The organism is Ruegeria sp. BHSC043 (genome assembly GCF_059612985.1).
In genome coordinates this window covers 209,182-223,426 of record NZ_JBXWRS010000001.1, presented here as the reverse complement: position 1 = coordinate 223,426, position 14,245 = coordinate 209,182, and the positions used below count along the sequence as shown (strand labels likewise).

General features: G+C 64.6%; 15 protein-coding genes. 7 read left to right on the top strand and 8 right to left on the bottom strand.

Going from position 1 to position 14,245, the window contains the following annotated elements:
• Positions 1–108 precede the first annotated feature (108 nt).
• A complete protein-coding gene (gene truA / locus AC2FMM_RS01085; protein WP_496795559.1) occupies positions 109–876 on the top strand; it encodes a tRNA pseudouridine(38-40) synthase TruA in 768 nt (255 codons plus the stop codon).
• Positions 877–878: 2 nt separating this feature from the next.
• Here truA and AC2FMM_RS01080 read toward each other — a convergent pair whose 3' ends face one another.
• The 5 genes from AC2FMM_RS01080 to AC2FMM_RS01060 all read right to left on the bottom strand — a co-directional run bounded on the left by AC2FMM_RS01080 (position 879) and on the right by AC2FMM_RS01060 (position 5,078).
• On the bottom strand, positions 879–1,811 hold the full coding sequence (locus AC2FMM_RS01080) for a nickel/cobalt transporter (RefSeq protein WP_496795558.1): 933 nt from the start codon (positions 1,809–1,811) through the stop codon (positions 879–881).
• Positions 1,796–2,443: a DUF1007 family protein gene (locus tag AC2FMM_RS01075; RefSeq protein WP_496682035.1), complete on the bottom strand. Its 648-nt coding sequence runs from the start codon at positions 2,441–2,443 to the stop codon at positions 1,796–1,798. Before AC2FMM_RS01075 ends, AC2FMM_RS01080 begins: the two co-directional genes overlap by 16 nt.
• Positions 2,444–2,511: 68 nt before the next feature.
• A complete protein-coding gene (locus AC2FMM_RS01070; RefSeq protein WP_496795557.1) occupies positions 2,512–3,327 on the bottom strand; it encodes a thioesterase family protein in 816 nt (271 codons plus the stop codon).
• A gap of 1 nt (position 3,328) precedes the next feature.
• Entirely contained in the window at positions 3,329–4,564 is a 1,236-nt protein-coding gene (locus tag AC2FMM_RS01065; RefSeq protein ID WP_496795556.1) for an acyl-CoA dehydrogenase family protein, read from the bottom strand.
• A gap of 160 nt (positions 4,565–4,724) precedes the next feature.
• Positions 4,725–5,078 (bottom strand): hypothetical protein, encoded by a 354-nt coding sequence (locus AC2FMM_RS01060; RefSeq protein WP_496795555.1) that lies wholly within the window; start codon positions 5,076–5,078, stop codon positions 4,725–4,727.
• 183 nt (positions 5,079–5,261) lie between these two features.
• On the opposite strand from AC2FMM_RS01060, the gene AC2FMM_RS01055 reads away from it, so the two are divergent.
• The 3 genes from AC2FMM_RS01055 (at position 5,262) to AC2FMM_RS01045 (ending at position 7,559) form a co-directional block, all read left to right on the top strand.
• Positions 5,262–6,095 carry a bifunctional allantoicase/(S)-ureidoglycine aminohydrolase gene (locus tag AC2FMM_RS01055; RefSeq protein ID WP_496682026.1) on the top strand — a complete coding sequence of 278 codons (834 nt, stop codon included), beginning with the start codon at positions 5,262–5,264 and terminating at the stop codon, positions 6,093–6,095.
• 109 nt (positions 6,096–6,204) lie between these two features.
• Complete coding sequence (locus tag AC2FMM_RS01050) at positions 6,205–6,522, top strand: hypothetical protein (protein WP_496795554.1); 318 nt, start codon at positions 6,205–6,207, stop codon at positions 6,520–6,522.
• Positions 6,523–6,575: 53 nt separating this feature from the next.
• Entirely contained in the window at positions 6,576–7,559 is a 984-nt protein-coding gene (locus AC2FMM_RS01045) for a type I glyceraldehyde-3-phosphate dehydrogenase (protein ID WP_496795553.1), read from the top strand.
• Positions 7,560–7,564: 5 nt separating this feature from the next.
• On the opposite strand, the gene AC2FMM_RS01040 is transcribed toward AC2FMM_RS01045, so the two are convergent.
• Together AC2FMM_RS01040 and puuE are read right to left on the bottom strand one after the other, a co-directional pair.
• Entirely contained in the window at positions 7,565–8,053 is a 489-nt protein-coding gene (locus tag AC2FMM_RS01040; RefSeq protein ID WP_496795552.1) for an ureidoglycolate lyase, read from the bottom strand.
• Complete coding sequence (puuE, locus tag AC2FMM_RS01035) at positions 8,050–9,468, bottom strand: allantoinase PuuE (protein WP_496795551.1); 1,419 nt, start codon at positions 9,466–9,468, stop codon at positions 8,050–8,052. Before puuE ends, AC2FMM_RS01040 begins: the two co-directional genes overlap by 4 nt.
• A gap of 202 nt (positions 9,469–9,670) precedes the next feature.
• Here puuE and uraH point away from each other — a divergent pair, with 202 nt between their 5' ends.
• Positions 9,671–10,027, top strand: coding sequence for a hydroxyisourate hydrolase (uraH, locus tag AC2FMM_RS01030; RefSeq protein ID WP_496682016.1), 357 nt, complete (start codon positions 9,671–9,673; stop codon positions 10,025–10,027).
• A 4-nt stretch (positions 10,028–10,031) separates the two neighbouring features.
• On the opposite strand, the gene AC2FMM_RS01025 is transcribed toward uraH, so the two are convergent.
• Positions 10,032–10,946: a LysR family transcriptional regulator gene (locus AC2FMM_RS01025; protein WP_496682014.1), complete on the bottom strand. Its 915-nt coding sequence runs from the start codon at positions 10,944–10,946 to the stop codon at positions 10,032–10,034.
• Positions 10,947–11,041: 95 nt separating this feature from the next.
• Between AC2FMM_RS01025 and AC2FMM_RS01020 the strand changes: the two genes are divergently transcribed.
• Positions 11,042–12,265 carry a urate hydroxylase PuuD gene (locus AC2FMM_RS01020; protein ID WP_496743101.1) on the top strand — a complete coding sequence of 408 codons (1,224 nt, stop codon included), beginning with the start codon at positions 11,042–11,044 and terminating at the stop codon, positions 12,263–12,265.
• A 140-nt stretch (positions 12,266–12,405) separates the two neighbouring features.
• On the top strand, positions 12,406–14,211 hold the full coding sequence (locus AC2FMM_RS01015) for an autotransporter assembly complex protein TamA (RefSeq protein WP_496795550.1): 1,806 nt from the start codon (positions 12,406–12,408) through the stop codon (positions 14,209–14,211).
• Positions 14,212–14,245: the final 34 nt, after the last annotated feature.

Below are 14,245 nucleotides of genomic sequence, written 5' to 3'. Positions count from 1 at the left end.
CCGCCCCGCATTTCTTGTTTGTCCCAAGATAGGTAGCCGCTGCCCCGGTTGCCAGCGCTTTTGCCGCCTGCCCTTGCCCGGGCGCGTCCGGCAAGGTACCAGCAGCCCATGCCCAGATACGCGTTGAAAGTCGAATACCAAGGTGCGCCGTTTGCCGGATGGCAGCGGCAGAAAGAGCTGCCCTCGGTCCAGGGCGCCATCGAGGCGGCTTTGTCGAAACTGCAGCCCGGTGCGCACACGATCGCGGCCGCCGGGCGTACGGATGCGGGCGTTCATGCGCTGGGGCAAGTGGCCCATTGCGACCTTGAAAAAGACTGGGACCCGTTCCGCCTGTCCGAGGCGCTGAACTATCACCTCAAGCCGTTGCCGGTGGCGATTCTCAAGGCCGCGCGGGTGGCGGATGACTGGCATGCGCGGTTCTCGGCCATCGAGCGGCAATACCTGTTCCGCATCCTGATCCGCCGTGCACCCGCGACCCATGACAAGGGCCAGGTCTGGCAGATCGGGCACCCGCTGGATGTCGCCGCGATGCAGGCCGGGGCCGACATGCTGATCGGGCGGCACGACTTCACCACCTTCCGGTCCTCGATCTGCCAGGCGGCCAGCCCGGTCAAGACGCTGGACGAGCTGCGCGTCGAACAGGTTCAGGGCTTTTCCGGCCCCGAAGTGCATTTCCATGTCCGTGCCCGGTCCTTCCTGCACAACCAGGTACGCAGTTTCGTCGGCACGCTTGAACGGGTCGGCGCGGGCGCCTGGACACCGCAGGACGTGCGCGATGCGCTCGAGGCCGCCGACCGCGCGGCCTGCGGGCCGGTCTGCCCGCCGCAAGGTTTGTACCTGGCGCGGGTGGGCTACCCCGATCCTGTTTTCGACTGACGTCAGAGCGCGCGCAGCAGCAATCCACCGGCAATCACCGCGATCAGCAGCCCGGCCACCAGTTCGATCGTGGGCGCCAACACGGCCGCAAACCGCGTGGCCGAGGCCGAGGCCAGCAACCCGCCCCGCAACCCGAACGACGTCCAACCAACCAGGGTGGTAACGGTCGCGGTGCCCAGCGCCATGGCAAAGGCCCCGGCGATACCGACCATCGCGATGCCCATCTGCCAGGTCAGGATCAGCACGAACAAAGCTCCGGTACAGGGTCGCGCGGCGATGCCTGCGATCAGAATCAGCGCCTCGCGCAGGCTGCCGACCTTGGCTACTTCTTCGGCGGTGGGGCCGTGACGATGCCCGCAATCGGAACAGACCTCGCCGTCGTGGTGGTGATGCCCGTGATCATGATGATGGTGATGGTCGTGCGGAGCACTGTCCGCACGGCCGCGCCGGGCGAAACTGCGCAGCGACCGCAGAACCAGCCACAGCCCGATGGCCGCGATCGCGCCATAGCTGACCGGGGCCATGACCTGCTCGGTGGTGCCGACCAAGCTTTCCCGCGACATCTGGAACACCAGAACGCCTGCATAGACCAGAACGATCGCCGTCACGGCCTGCCCCAGCGAGGACAGTATGCTGATCGCCGACAGGCGCAGAAAGGCGACATTGCGGCCCAGCCCGTACCCTCCGATCAGCACCTTGCCATGGCCCGGCCCCACCGCATGGAAGAACCCATAGGCAAAACAGACGGCCAGCAGCGTGGCCACGGCCTCGGGCTGTTCGGCCCGCGCGGCCCGCAGGGCACGGGCGATCTGGTTCTGGAATTCCCGCTGCTCGCCCGCGGCCCAAGACGCGAGGCTGTCAAACCCTCCGCTGCCCCAGAACCACAGCAGCAGCGCAATCGCCAGGCTGACCGGCAGGATCAGGTAGCGGGACATGAAACGCGGATCTCGGTGGCAAAGCGTTCACCGACCAGAGGGATGTCGTTCTCCTCGAGGTCATAGTCGGCGTCCAGGGTCAGCAGAAAGGCCTGCATCTGGGCCAGTTCGCCGTCGATATCCGGCTCGAACCTGTCGATCCGGCAGGTTTCAGGCCCGGAAACGGTGACCGGACGCGTCACCTCGTAGGCGGTATAGAATGTCTCGTCATAGGGTTTGGCCGACAAAGCCTGCGCGGGTACTGGCTCGCCCTCGACCTTGCGCAGATGGGTGGTCACGATACGGCCATCCTCTGTCGTCGCGCGCGGCTCTAGCGGTCCAGACAAGGCAACCGGCTTATCGGCTGCCAGGATGACCAGATCGCCGTTGTATCCTTCGACCCATTGCGCGTCGAAGCCAGCAAGGCGCTGTTCTTCCGCCTCGGATAAAACGCCGTCGCCGTCCTGATCCAACCTCATATCCTCGAGCACCAGCAGCGAGTAGAATTCGTCATAAGCCCAAGTGACGCGGACATGGGTCAGGTTGCCCGACTCGTCCACGATGAATTCCAACCCGGTGTCGATGAAGACATGCGGGTGCGCCACTGCAGAAAACGGCAGGCAACAGGCGATCACGGCGGGAATCCAGCGCATGAACGCGAAGATAGGGTGCCCGACCGGCGCTGGCAACACAGTTCGGCGGTGAGCACGGATTTTGCCGCTCATTTCGGCGGAAACAGGACCAGCGTCTGCAGCGCCGTGCCAATCGGGCCTTGAGTATCGTACAGAACCGACTGCGACATCCCGATGCCGCTGGGCTGCCAGTGTGACACGGATTCCGAGGCGAGCCAGTCAGACACCGGCTCGCGGTGGATCTGCACCGTCAGGTCGGTGTTCATGAACCCCATTTCCGAGGTCGGCGCATTCCACGAAATGCCGTTGCCGCAATCGGCCAGCGGGCACAGCGACTGGATCGGCGAGGGGGTTTCGCCCTGCAGCAGAGGCGGGGTGCGCATCCAGATGGTTTTCGGCCCCGCCCCTTGGTTGCCGCCCTTGGGATAAGCCACCTCGGAATGATGGGCAAAGCCGGGCAGGTCATGCCGCATTTCGCCGATGGGAAACGGGCCGTCTTCGATCTGCGACAGGTCGGGGCCTTGGATCGCCACATTCGGCACCGGCCCCAGATCCCGGCGCGCCAGATGCATCGTGGTGGCGGTGGCGCACAGCGTATCGTCCAGGTCATGCACGGTGACGCGCGTGGTGGCCAGCGTCTTGGTGTGGCGCACGGTCTCGGCGGCCACGCGCAGACCGTACAAAGGCAGCGGGCGCAGCAGATCGACCGTCAGGCGGGTCAGCATCTTGTCGAGGCCGACCTCGATCTCGGCCGCGCGCACGATCAGGCCCGCAACCGGGCCGGCATGACAGTGATCGGCCGACCACGGCCCGCGCGCCGGGTCATTGCCGACAAAGGCCCCGTCGGGCGCGACCCGAAAATATGCGGTCTCACCCACCACTGGCTGCATCGCCGCGTCCTGCATGTCAGATCTTTTCCTGGGTATGCTTTTTCAGTTCGGCCCGCGCCACCTGACGGCGATGCACCGCATCCGGGCCATCGGCTAGCCGCAGCGTGCGCACATGTGTCCAGGCAGTGGCCAGCGGCGTATCCTGGCTGACGCCTTGCCCGCCAAACATCTGCACCGCCTCGTCGATCACCTTCAGCGCAACACGCGGCGCGACGACCTTGATCTGGCTGATCCACGGGGCAGCCGCGCGCGCATCGCCCTGATCCATGTACCACGCGGCCTTCAGACACAGCAAGCGGGCCATCTCGATCTCCATCCGGCACTCGGCGATGATGTCGAAATTGGCACCCAGCTGCGCCAGCTTCTTGCCGAAGGCTTCGCGCTGCAGGGCGCGTTTGCACATCTGCTCCAGCGCCATCTCGGCCTGACCGATCGCGCGCATGCAGTGATGGATGCGACCGGGCCCGAGGCGCCCCTGTGCGATTTCGAACCCGCGGCCCTCGCCCAGCAGGATGTTCTCGGCCGGCACCCGGACATCGGTGAACCGGATATGCATGTGCCCGTGCGGCGCGTCGTCATGGCCGTACACTTCCATCGGGCGCAGGATCTCGATCCCCGGCGTGTCGGCGGGCACCACGATCATGGACTGGCGCTGGTGCTTGGGCAGGTCGTCGCCGCCGGTCTTGACCATCACGATGTAGACCTTGCAGCGCGGATCGCCCGCGCCGGACGACCACCATTTCTCGCCATTCAGAACATAGTCATCCCCGTCCCGCACGCAGGACATCGAGATATTCGTGGCATCCGACGAGGCTACATCCGGTTCGGTCATCAGATAGGCCGAGCGGATCTCGCCCGCGAGCAGCGGCTTGAGCCACTGCTCTTTCATCTTCTCGGTGCCATAGCGCTCGAACACCTCCATGTTGCCGGTGTCGGGGGCGGAACAGTTAAACACCTCGGCGCCCAGCGGGGTCTTACCCATCTCTTCGGCGAAATAGGCGTACTCGACCGTAGCGAGGCCAAATCCCTTGTCGCTGTCGGTCAGCCAGAAATTCCACAGACCCGCCGCCTTTGCCTTGGCCTTCAACCCCTCCAGGATCTCGGCCTGGCGGTCGGTGTACTGCCAGCGGTCGCCCTTGTTGATCTCGGCCTGGTATTCCTCTTCCAACGGCATGATCTCGTTGCGGATCATGTCGCGGACCCGCTCCAGCAGCGCCCGGTTCTCCTCGCGCAAGACGAATGACATGTTCATGGATGGTCCCTCCCAAATGGCCCGGCGCAGGGCCGAATTTCTGACGCGAGGATGGCGCAGGGGCACTGACCCTGTCCAGCCGGGTGACGGGACGTCACGCGCAATCATTTGTTCAAAGGACTTGGGGACGTTTGGCCCGGATCGAGCGTTTCCCAGGCAATCAGGGTGTCATGATCCAGTTTCCGCCAGCGTCCCTGCAACGCCGCGTCCGGATTTCGCGGGTTTTATCACCGCCTTCGGCTTGGATGAAATGCTGCAGATGTACACAGTTTCCCCGCACGTCGCGTACCCGGATCGTCCCTTTCGAGCCGGTCTGTTCATTTTCCCAGCTGCGTTCCTGCCCGACGCTAGGCGTCCCGCCCGACAGCAGTGCCGTCGAGGCCGCGTCCAGAATCTGAAAATCAGCCGGGCTCAGGCCCATTTCAGCAATGATCCGCGACAGGGGTTTGGCCTGCGCCGTGCCGATCAACCCGACCAGAACCGCTGCGCAGAAGAGGAAGAAAAACCGGGGCATGCCTTGAAACTCGCTTTCGTCGAAATGGGTCCGGGGCCAAGCCTATACCGCGGGTGCGGTGCGGCCAAGCCCCGGGCGGGGTGCACCTTCAAATAATCCCGAACAAACCTTTTGCATCCGTGACGCTATCGGCCCCCGCTCGATCGACACATAGTGGCCGCGACACCTACCCGAGGTTTTACGATGGCTCATCCCACCTATTACGCGCCCTATGGCGGCCACCCCGGTCAGGATCAGTTGCTGACCGATCGCGCCATGTTCACCGAGGCCTATGCCGTGATCCCGCGCGGTACGATGCGCGACATCGTCACCAGCTTTCTGCCGTTCTGGGAGAAGACCCGGCTGTGGGTCCTGTCCCGTCCGCTCAGCGGCTTCGCCGAGACCTTTTCGCAATACATCATGGAGGTTCAGCCCGGCGGCGGCAGCGACCGCCCCGAGACCGACCCGGCGGCGCAAGGCGTCCTCTTCGTGGTCGAAGGGACCGTGGTCCTGACCCTCGCCGGGCAGAAGCACGTGCTGGACCCCGGCGGATACGCCTATGTGCCGCCCGGATCCGACTGGGCGCTGCACAACCGGTCCGACGCGGTGGCGCGGTTCCACTGGGTGCGCAAGGCCTATCAGGCGGTGCCCGGCCTGCCCGCCCCCGACCCGATCATCACCAACGAGCGCGACGTGGCCCCCACCCCGATGCCCGGCACCGAGGGTCGCTGGGCCACCACCCGCTTTGCCGACCCGGCCGACCTGCGTCATGACATGCATGTCAACATCGTCACCTTCGAACCCGGCACCGTCATTCCCTTTGCCGAGACCCATGTGATGGAACACGGGCTGTATGTGCTTGAAGGCAAGGCGGTCTATCGGCTGAACCAGGATTGGGTCGAGGTCGAGGCCGGCGACTACATGTGGCTGCGCGCGTTCTGCCCGCAGGCCTGCTATGCCGGCGGGCCGGGGCGGTTCAGGTACCTGCTGTACAAGGACGTCAACCGCCACATGCCCCTGTCCGTGGCCGGGCGATAGCGAGAAATTCCCTCCCGAAACCGGCTTTCCGGGGCCGAGACTTCCCTCGGGGGCCGAAATTTGCTCTGATCGGGGCAGATTTCATGTGTTCATTCCCGGAGATTGCCCAATGAAACTGCGTAGATCCATTTTGACTCTGGCCACGATCGCGCCTCTCAGCGTCGCTGCCCCGGCCCTTGCAAACGAAGAAACCCGAACCGTATCGGTGATGAGCCGCACCTGGGCCGTCACCCAGGTGGCCGACGAACCGGTCGCGTACCGCGCCACCCGCGACAACAACAACCTTAACCCGTTCGGTCCGCCCCCGCGCCTGCGCACGCTTCAGGCCATCGCGGCCATCCAGCAAGCGACCGGGTGCAAGGTGATCCGGTCCAGCATGTACCAGAACATCTCGGGTCAGTTCTTCTCGCAAGTCAGCTGCGGCTAACATCCCCCCGAACGGGCATTGAGGTCGCCCCGGCGCCCTGCCATAGCTTGCGCATGAAGATTGCGATCAACGGATTCGGCCGCATCGGCCGCACGATCCTGCGGCAGGTCATGGCGCTGCCCGCCGGGTCGGATGTTCAGGTGGTGCTGATCAACGACATCGCGCCGCTGGAAACCTGTGCCTATCTGTTCCAATACGACAGTACCTTCGGCCCCTATGCCGGGACGGTCGCGGCCCGGAACGCCGCGCTGGTGGTGGATGGCGTAGAAATCCCCGTCACCAACAGCGAAGATGTGGCGCGGGTCGATCTGTCGGGGGTGGATGTGCTGCTGGACTGCACCGGCATCGCCCGCAGCTCGGACGTGGCCACACGGGGGTTGCAGGCCGGGGCGGCAAAGGTTCTGATCTCGGGGCCGTCACCGGCCGCCGACACCACCATCGTTCTGGGCGCCAACGAAGACGTCTTGGGCGATGCTCGGATCGTGTCGAACGCGTCCTGTACCACGAATGCGCTGGCGCCGCTCGTCAAGGTGCTGGACGGCATCGGGGGCATCGCATTAGGGCACATGACCACGATCCATTGCTACACCAACAGCCAGCCGATGGTGGACGCACCGCGGGGCGATCTGGCGCGGTCGCGCGCGGGGGCGCTGTCGATGGTGCCCACGACCTCGAGCGCGACGCACCTTATCGACGTGGTGCTGCCGCATCTAGCCGGGCGCATCTCGGGCGCGGCGGTGCGGGTGCCGACGGCCAGCGTCTCGGCCGTGGACCTGGTGGCGACGCTGGAAACTCCGATGGACATCGACACCTTCACAGAACGGTTGCGCCATGCGGTTGCCGAGTCGGCCGTTCTTGGCTGGACCGACATGCCCCTGGTGTCGTCCGACCTGCGGGCGCGGCCCGAGTCGCTGGTGATCGCCAGCCCCGAGATCCGCATGGTCGGCGACCGCCAAGTGCGGGTTTTTGGCTGGTACGACAATGAATGGGGGTTCTCGGCCCGGATGCTGGATGTGGCCCGGCTGATGGCGGGCTGACCCGGTCAGGGCAACCGCACCTCGTAAGGGGTGTCGAACCAATGCTCCTGAAGGTTGGTGCCGTCGCCGATGCGGTCGACCACGGCGAACAGGCCGGGCGCGTGCAGCGGCGTCAGCACGCCGTGCCATGTGCCGCGATGATAGTTCACGGCCTGCCCCGGCTGCGTCACGAAGGCCAGCGGCCTGCCCGGAACGCCATCTTCGTCCGGCGCGACGATCACCAGGAACGGCTGGTGGGTCATCGGAATGAAGGCCTGGCTGCCCTGAGGGTGACGTTCGACCATGTCCAGTTGATAGGGCAATGCCCGCGGGTTGGCGTCGAACAGGCTGATCCCCGCGCGCCCGTCCGCAAAATCCAGAACCGCCCGGTCATGGTATCGCCCGCACTGACCCTGGTTGATGATCTTGTCCGGCGCGCCGGAAACCTCGAGCACGTCGCCGAACGGCGCAAAGGCCTGGGCCGTCAGCGGCGCGATATGGATGACCCGGGTCATGAGGGCAGCAGGTCGCGCAGGCGGAACTCGGCGATGCGCTCGACCTGACGGCAGGCTTCGGCGAGCTCGGTCTCGCGGTCATTCTCGATGCGTCGCTGAAACGCCTGCAGGATCGAGGCCTTGTCGTGGTCGCGCACCGCGATGATGAAGGGAAAGCCGAATTTCCGGGTGTAACGCGTGTTCAGATTGGTAAAGGCGTCGCGCTCGGCGTCGGTCAGGGCGTCCAACCCGGCCGAGGCCTGTTCGGCGGTGCTTTCAGCCGTCAGGCGTTTGGCCTGTGCAAGCTTGCCCGCCAGATCCGGATGCGCGGTCAGAACGCCCAAGCGCTCCTCGGGCGAGGCCGAACGGAACACCCGCGCCAGCGCGTTGTGCAGCCCGCCCGCCGTATCGTGCGCCGGCCCCAGTTCCAGCGCCCAGGCGCGCTCGGCGATCCAGGGCGAATGTTCGAAGATGCCGCCATAGGCCGCCACGAAGGAGTCGCGGTCCATCTGCGAGGGGCGCGGGCGGTCCTGCGGCGGATGATGCGCGGCCCAGTGTTCGGCAATCTGTAACCGGGTCGCGAACCACACATCGGAAAAGCCGCGCGCATAGTCCAGAAACCGCTTCAGCGCCATCACCCGGCCCGGTCGGCCGATCAGGCGGCAATGCAGACCGATCGACAACATCTTGGGCGCGCCGGCCTGCCCCTCGGCATAGAGTGCATCGAAACTGTCGCGCAGATACGCAAAGAACTGATCGCCCGAGTTGAACCCCTGCGGCGTGGCAAAGCGCATGTCGTTGCAGTCCAGCGTATAGGGCACGATCAGCTGGTCGCGCCCGCCGGTGTGCACCCAATAAGGCAGATCGTCGGCATAGCTGTCGGCCACATAGGCAAACCCGCCTTCCTCGGCGACAAGCCGCACGGTGTTGTCCGAACACCGCCCCGTGTACCAGCCGCGCGGGCGGTCTCCGACCACCTCGGTGTGCAGGCGGATCGCCTCGGCGATCTGGGCGCGCTCCTCGTCTTCGGGCATGTCCTTGTGTTCGATCCATCTCAGCCCGTGGCTGGCGATCTCCCACCCGGCGGACTTCATCGCCGCCACCTGATCGGGCGAGCGCGCCAGCGCGGTGGCCACGCCATAGACGGTCACCGGCAGGTCGGCCATCAGGCGATGCAGCCGCCAGAACCCGGCGCGGGCGCCGTATTCATAGATGGATTCCATGTTCCAATGCCGCTGGCCGGGCCAGGGCGCGGCGCCCACGATTTCGGACAGAAACGACTCGGACGCCGCGTCGCCATGCAGCACGCAGTTTTCGCCGCCCTCTTCATAGTTCAGCACGATCTGCACTGCCAGTTTGGCGCCGCCGGGCCAGTTCGCATCGGGCGTGGTGGCGCCATATCCGATCATGTCGCGCGGGTATCTGGGGGGCTGCATGTTGGGTTCCGCCTTTTGTTGCGACCATTCACTGGCTTTTTATTGCATGAAACCGCAAGGGATTATCAAATCAATCCGAACGCTGTTTCGGTTATTTGGCCGTTTCCTCGGGCATGGGTTTCGCCTCAGAATGCGGTCTATCCGTTTGCCAAATCCGCTGACGACCGGCAAGACAGCACCACGCAACAGGCAGGAGAGACCCGTGACAGGATACCTGACGACCCACGTTCTGGACACGGCCCGCGGCTGTCCGGCCCAAGGGCTGAAAATCGCGTTGTACCGCGTGTCGGGCAATTCGCACCGCAAGCTGGTCGAGATGCAGACCAACGCCGATGGGCGCACCGACAGCCCGATCCTGCCACAGGACAAGTTCCAAACCGGAACCTACGAGTTGATCTTTTTTGCCGGCGACTATCTGCGCGCCACCGGCCAGGCGGGAGCGGACCCGCTGTTCCTGGATCAGGTGCCGATCCGGTTCGGCATGTCCGATCCGCAGGCGCATTACCATGTGCCGCTGCTGCTGTCGCCCTACGGCTATTCCACCTATCGCGGCAGCTGAGAGCCTAGGCCTCGGCCCGGCGGACGACCGCGCCGATCCGGGCGATCACGAAATCCATGAACAGGCGCGCCTTGGGGTCCTGATGGCGGCGATGGGTGTACAGGCACGCCATCTGCACTGGAACGGGCGGCGTGTCCTGCGCCACCGGTACAAGGCGGCCGGCCTTCAGATGCTCGGCCACTTCGAAGACCGGCTTCATCGCGATCCCCTGCCCCGCCAGTGCCCAATCGGTCAGCACGTCGCCATCATCGCACTCAAACCGGCCGGACACGGCAAAGCGTTTGGGGCCGTCGGGCGTCTGCAACAGCCATTGAAACTCGGTCGCGCCGGGATAGCGCAGGTTCAGGCATTCGTGCCGGTCCGCGATCAGATCAGCCCCCGATCGCGGCATGCCCCGGCGCGCGACATAATCCGGGGCCGCGCACAGAATGCGCTGACAATCGGCGATCTTGCGGATGCGCAGGGTGCTGTCCTCGGGCAGGCCGATGAAGAACGCAAGATCCAGCCCCTCGGTCGTCAGGTCCACCGAGCGGTCGGTCAGGCGCAGCCGCACGTCGATCTCGGGGTATTTGTCCAGAAATTCCGGCACTTGCGGCGCGATCAACCGCCGCCCCACCCCAAGCGGCGCCGCCACGAACAAGGTGCCGCGCGGGGCCTCGGTCAGGTGCATAACCTGCGCCTCGGCCTGATCGACCGCGTCCAGCACAGCAACCGCGCCGGGATAAAAGGCCCGGCCCTGCTCGGTCGGCGACAGGTTGCGCGTGGTGCGCTGGAACAGACGCACGCCCAGATGATCCTCGAGCTGGGAAATACGCGCCGATGTCACCGCCGGTGAAATCCGCAGATCGCGGCCCGCCGCGGACATGCTGCCCAGATCATAGACCCGGACAAAGGTGCGAATGTTGTCGAGATAGGACATCTTATCGTTTTTTTTGATACAGTTTGACAATATGCGGGAATACCGAAGAAACCATCACTTGCCTAGTGTGCAGGCAAACAATCGGAGAGCCATGGATGTTTGAGTTTGCCGTGTTCTGGGACTGGTTGGCCTTTGGCGTGCGCTGGCTGCATGTGGTCACCGCGATCGCGTGGATCGGGTCGTCATTCTATTTCATCGCGCTGGACCTCGGCCTGAACCGCGACATTCCCGGCCCGGCGGATGGCGAGGAATGGCAGGTGCATGGCGGCGGGTTTTATCACATCCAGAAATACTTGGTGGCGCCCGAACGGATGCCCGATCACCTGACCTGGTTCAAATGGGAAAGCTATTCCACATGGCTCAGCGGCGCGGCGCTGCTGATGATCGTCTATTGGGTGGGTGGAGAGCTGTACCTGATCGACGCGCAAAAGGCCGATCTGGCGCTGTGGCAGGGCATCCTGATCTCGGCGGCGTCGCTGACCGTGGGCTGGCTGATCTATGATTTCCTGTGCAAATCTGATCTGGGCGAGCGTCCGACCCTGCTGATGCTGCTGCTATTCGTTCTGCTGGTGGCAATGGGCTGGGGATACAACCAGATCTTCACCGGCCGCGCGATGATGCTGCATCTGGGCGCCTTCACCGCCACGATCATGACGGCCAACGTATTCTTCATCATCATGCCCAACCAACGGATCGTGGTGGACGACCTGAAAAATGGCCGCACCCCCGACCCGAAATACGGCAAGATCGCCAAGCTGCGCTCGACCCACAACAACTATCTGACTTTGCCGGTGGTCTTCCTGATGCTGTCGAACCACTATCCGCTGGCCTTTGCGACCAAGTACAACTGGATCATCGCGGCGCTGGTCTTTCTGATGGGCGTCACCATCCGCCACTATTTCAACACGCGCCACGCCCGGGCCGGCAACCCGACCTGGACCTGGCTTGTGACGGCCCTGCTGTTCATCGCCATCATGTGGCTGTCCACCGCCCCGATGCACGACCCGCTGGAAGAGGCCGAGGCGCAGCCGCTGACGCCCTATGAACAGAGGTTCGCCGAGGCCCCCGGCTTCGAGGCCGCCCATGACGTCGTTCTGGGCCGATGTTCGATGTGCCACGCGCGCGAGCCGGTCTGGGACGGCATCCTGTGGGCGCCCAAGGGCGTTCTGCTGGAAACCGAGGCTGACATCGCGCGCAACGCCAAGCAGATCTATCTGCAGGCGGGGATCAGCCACGCGATGCCGCCCGCGAACGTGACCTACATGGAGCCCGAGGACCGCGCGGCCATCGTCCGTTGGTTCCGCAACGCCGGGTCATGACAGCCGGCTGAAAATCCAGCTTGTCCACCCAATATTTCTGTCCCTTTCCCGCACGCGATGTTCTAACATGCCGATCAAGGACGTTGCGGAGGCCGCATTTCGGCTGAAAAACCGCAATGCAGAACGGGTGGAGCCAATTGATGCGGGCAGGCAGGCGGAAGTGCAGTCTGAGGGGCTGGTTCATTGGCGCGGTGCTGGCCGTGGCCCCGCACAGCCTGCTTGCACTGGAAACCTCCCTGTCGGCGCCGGGCCTGCCGCCGGACGTTGTCAAGAAGATCGAAAACACGTCCTCGGTCATCACGGCCGAATCCCGGGGCCTGGACACACCTTTGGAGGTCTTTTCGGCCGCCCTGTCCGATTATCGCACCATCGTGCAGATCCTGTATGACGCGGGGTATTTCGGGCCTTCGGTCAGCATCAAGCTGGACGGGCGCGAAGCCGCTGACCTCAGCTCGGTGAACGTTCCGGCGCGGATCAACCGTGCGGTGATCTCGATCAATCCCGGGCCCGCGTTTTCTTTCGGAACCGCCGTCATCCGCCCCGTGGCCCCCGAAACCGACCTGCCCGAAGGCTTCGCCACCGGAAAGCGCGCCACTACCGGCGCGATCCATGATGCGGCGTCGGCCGGGGTGCAGGGCTGGAAAAACGCGGGCCACCCCAAGGCCGCCCTGTCCGATCAAGAGATCATCGCCCGCCACGCCCAAGCCCGGCTGGATGCTCGGATCAGGCTGGACCCGGGCCCACGCCTGCGGTTCGGCAAGATGCATATCGCAGGCGACACCGATGTCAGACACAGGTCAATCGAGAAAATCGCTGGTTTCCCTTCGGGCGAGGTCTATTCGCCGGACAAGCTGCAGAGAGTCGGCACCCGGTTGCGTCGCACCGGAACATTCAGCAGCGTTTCGATCGTCGAGCGTGAAACACCCAACCCCGACGGCACGCTGGATTTTGACGCCACCTTCGAGGACCTGCCCAAGCGCCGCCTGACCTTCGGGCTCGAACTCGCCTCGCGCGATGGGCTGGATCTGGCGGCCACCTGGACCCACCGAAACGTTTTCCGACGCGCCCAGCGTCTGCGGCTCGAAGCCGCGATCCGCAACATCGGCGGGTCCGAAGACGTCGATTACCGCCTGGGCCTGCGCCTGGACCAGCCCGACAGGCTGGGCCCCGACGACAGCACATTCTGGAGCGCGTTGCTGGAACGGCGCGACACCGACAATTACACCGTCTCGGCAGCGTCGCTGGTCTTCGGCGCACGTCGGACATTTTCAGACCGTCTCTATGCCGAAGCCGCCACGGGTTTCTACTACTCCGAAGCGGATGACGCCTATGGTACAGACCGCAAGTTCCGGTATTTCATCCTGCCGACCCGATCCGAATGGGATCTGCGCGACAGCAAGGTCAGCGCCACGCGCGGTTATTACCTTGACGCCCAGGTTATGCCGTTTGTCGGGCTGTCTGGAACCGATACGGGGATTCGGCTGTTTGTCGACGGGCGTGGTTATGCCAGCTTGGGCACCGGCGGACGGCTGGTGCTTGCCGGGCGCATTCAGCTGGGTTCGGTGATCGGCCCGCCGGCCGACGGGGTCACGCCCGACTTCCTGTTCTTCTCGGGCGGCGCGGGCACCGTGCGCGGCCAACCGTATGAAAGCCTGGGCGTGCCCGTCGGAACCGGAATCGCCGGTGGCAAATCCTTCCTGGGCCTGTCCGGCGAAGTCCGCGGAAAGGTGACCGAGAAACTGTCGCTGGTCGGGTTCTACGACTACGGTGCCGTGGACATCTCGTCCTTCGTTGGCAGCGGCGCCGAATCCCATTCGGGCGCCGGCTTGGGGGTTCGGTATGATCTGGGTGGGTTTGGGCCCCTGCGGCTGGATCTGGCCGTTCCCGTCCAGGGAGACACTGGCAACGGGCTGCAATTCTACATCGGGATCGGGCAGGCATTTTGACACGTCATCTTTCATATCCGCTTGCGATCGCCGC

Bases quoted from the DNA above. Each gene is read 5' to 3' on its own strand.
- truA (WP_496795559.1), top strand. From the start codon at position 109: ATGCCCAGATACGCGTTGAAAGTCGAATACCAAGGTGCGCCGTTTGCC.
- AC2FMM_RS01080 (WP_496795558.1), bottom strand. From the start codon at position 1,811: ATGTCCCGCTACCTGATCCTGCCGGTCAGCCTGGCGATTGCGCTGCTG.
- AC2FMM_RS01075 (WP_496682035.1), bottom strand. From the start codon at position 2,443: ATGCGCTGGATTCCCGCCGTGATCGCCTGTTGCCTGCCGTTTTCTGCA.
- AC2FMM_RS01070 (WP_496795557.1), bottom strand. From the start codon at position 3,327: ATGCAGGACGCGGCGATGCAGCCAGTGGTGGGTGAGACCGCATATTTT.
- AC2FMM_RS01065 (WP_496795556.1), bottom strand. From the start codon at position 4,564: ATGAACATGTCATTCGTCTTGCGCGAGGAGAACCGGGCGCTGCTGGAG.
- AC2FMM_RS01060 (WP_496795555.1), bottom strand. From the start codon at position 5,078: ATGCCCCGGTTTTTCTTCCTCTTCTGCGCAGCGGTTCTGGTCGGGTTG.
- AC2FMM_RS01055 (WP_496682026.1), top strand. From the start codon at position 5,262: ATGGCTCATCCCACCTATTACGCGCCCTATGGCGGCCACCCCGGTCAG.
- AC2FMM_RS01050 (WP_496795554.1), top strand. From the start codon at position 6,205: ATGAAACTGCGTAGATCCATTTTGACTCTGGCCACGATCGCGCCTCTC.
- AC2FMM_RS01045 (WP_496795553.1), top strand. From the start codon at position 6,576: ATGAAGATTGCGATCAACGGATTCGGCCGCATCGGCCGCACGATCCTG.
- AC2FMM_RS01040 (WP_496795552.1), bottom strand. From the start codon at position 8,053: ATGACCCGGGTCATCCATATCGCGCCGCTGACGGCCCAGGCCTTTGCG.
- puuE (WP_496795551.1), bottom strand. From the start codon at position 9,468: ATGCAGCCCCCCAGATACCCGCGCGACATGATCGGATATGGCGCCACC.
- AC2FMM_RS01025 (WP_496682014.1), bottom strand. From the start codon at position 10,946: ATGTCCTATCTCGACAACATTCGCACCTTTGTCCGGGTCTATGATCTG.
- AC2FMM_RS01020 (WP_496743101.1), top strand. From the start codon at position 11,042: ATGTTTGAGTTTGCCGTGTTCTGGGACTGGTTGGCCTTTGGCGTGCGC.
- AC2FMM_RS01015 (WP_496795550.1), top strand. From the start codon at position 12,406: ATGCGGGCAGGCAGGCGGAAGTGCAGTCTGAGGGGCTGGTTCATTGGC.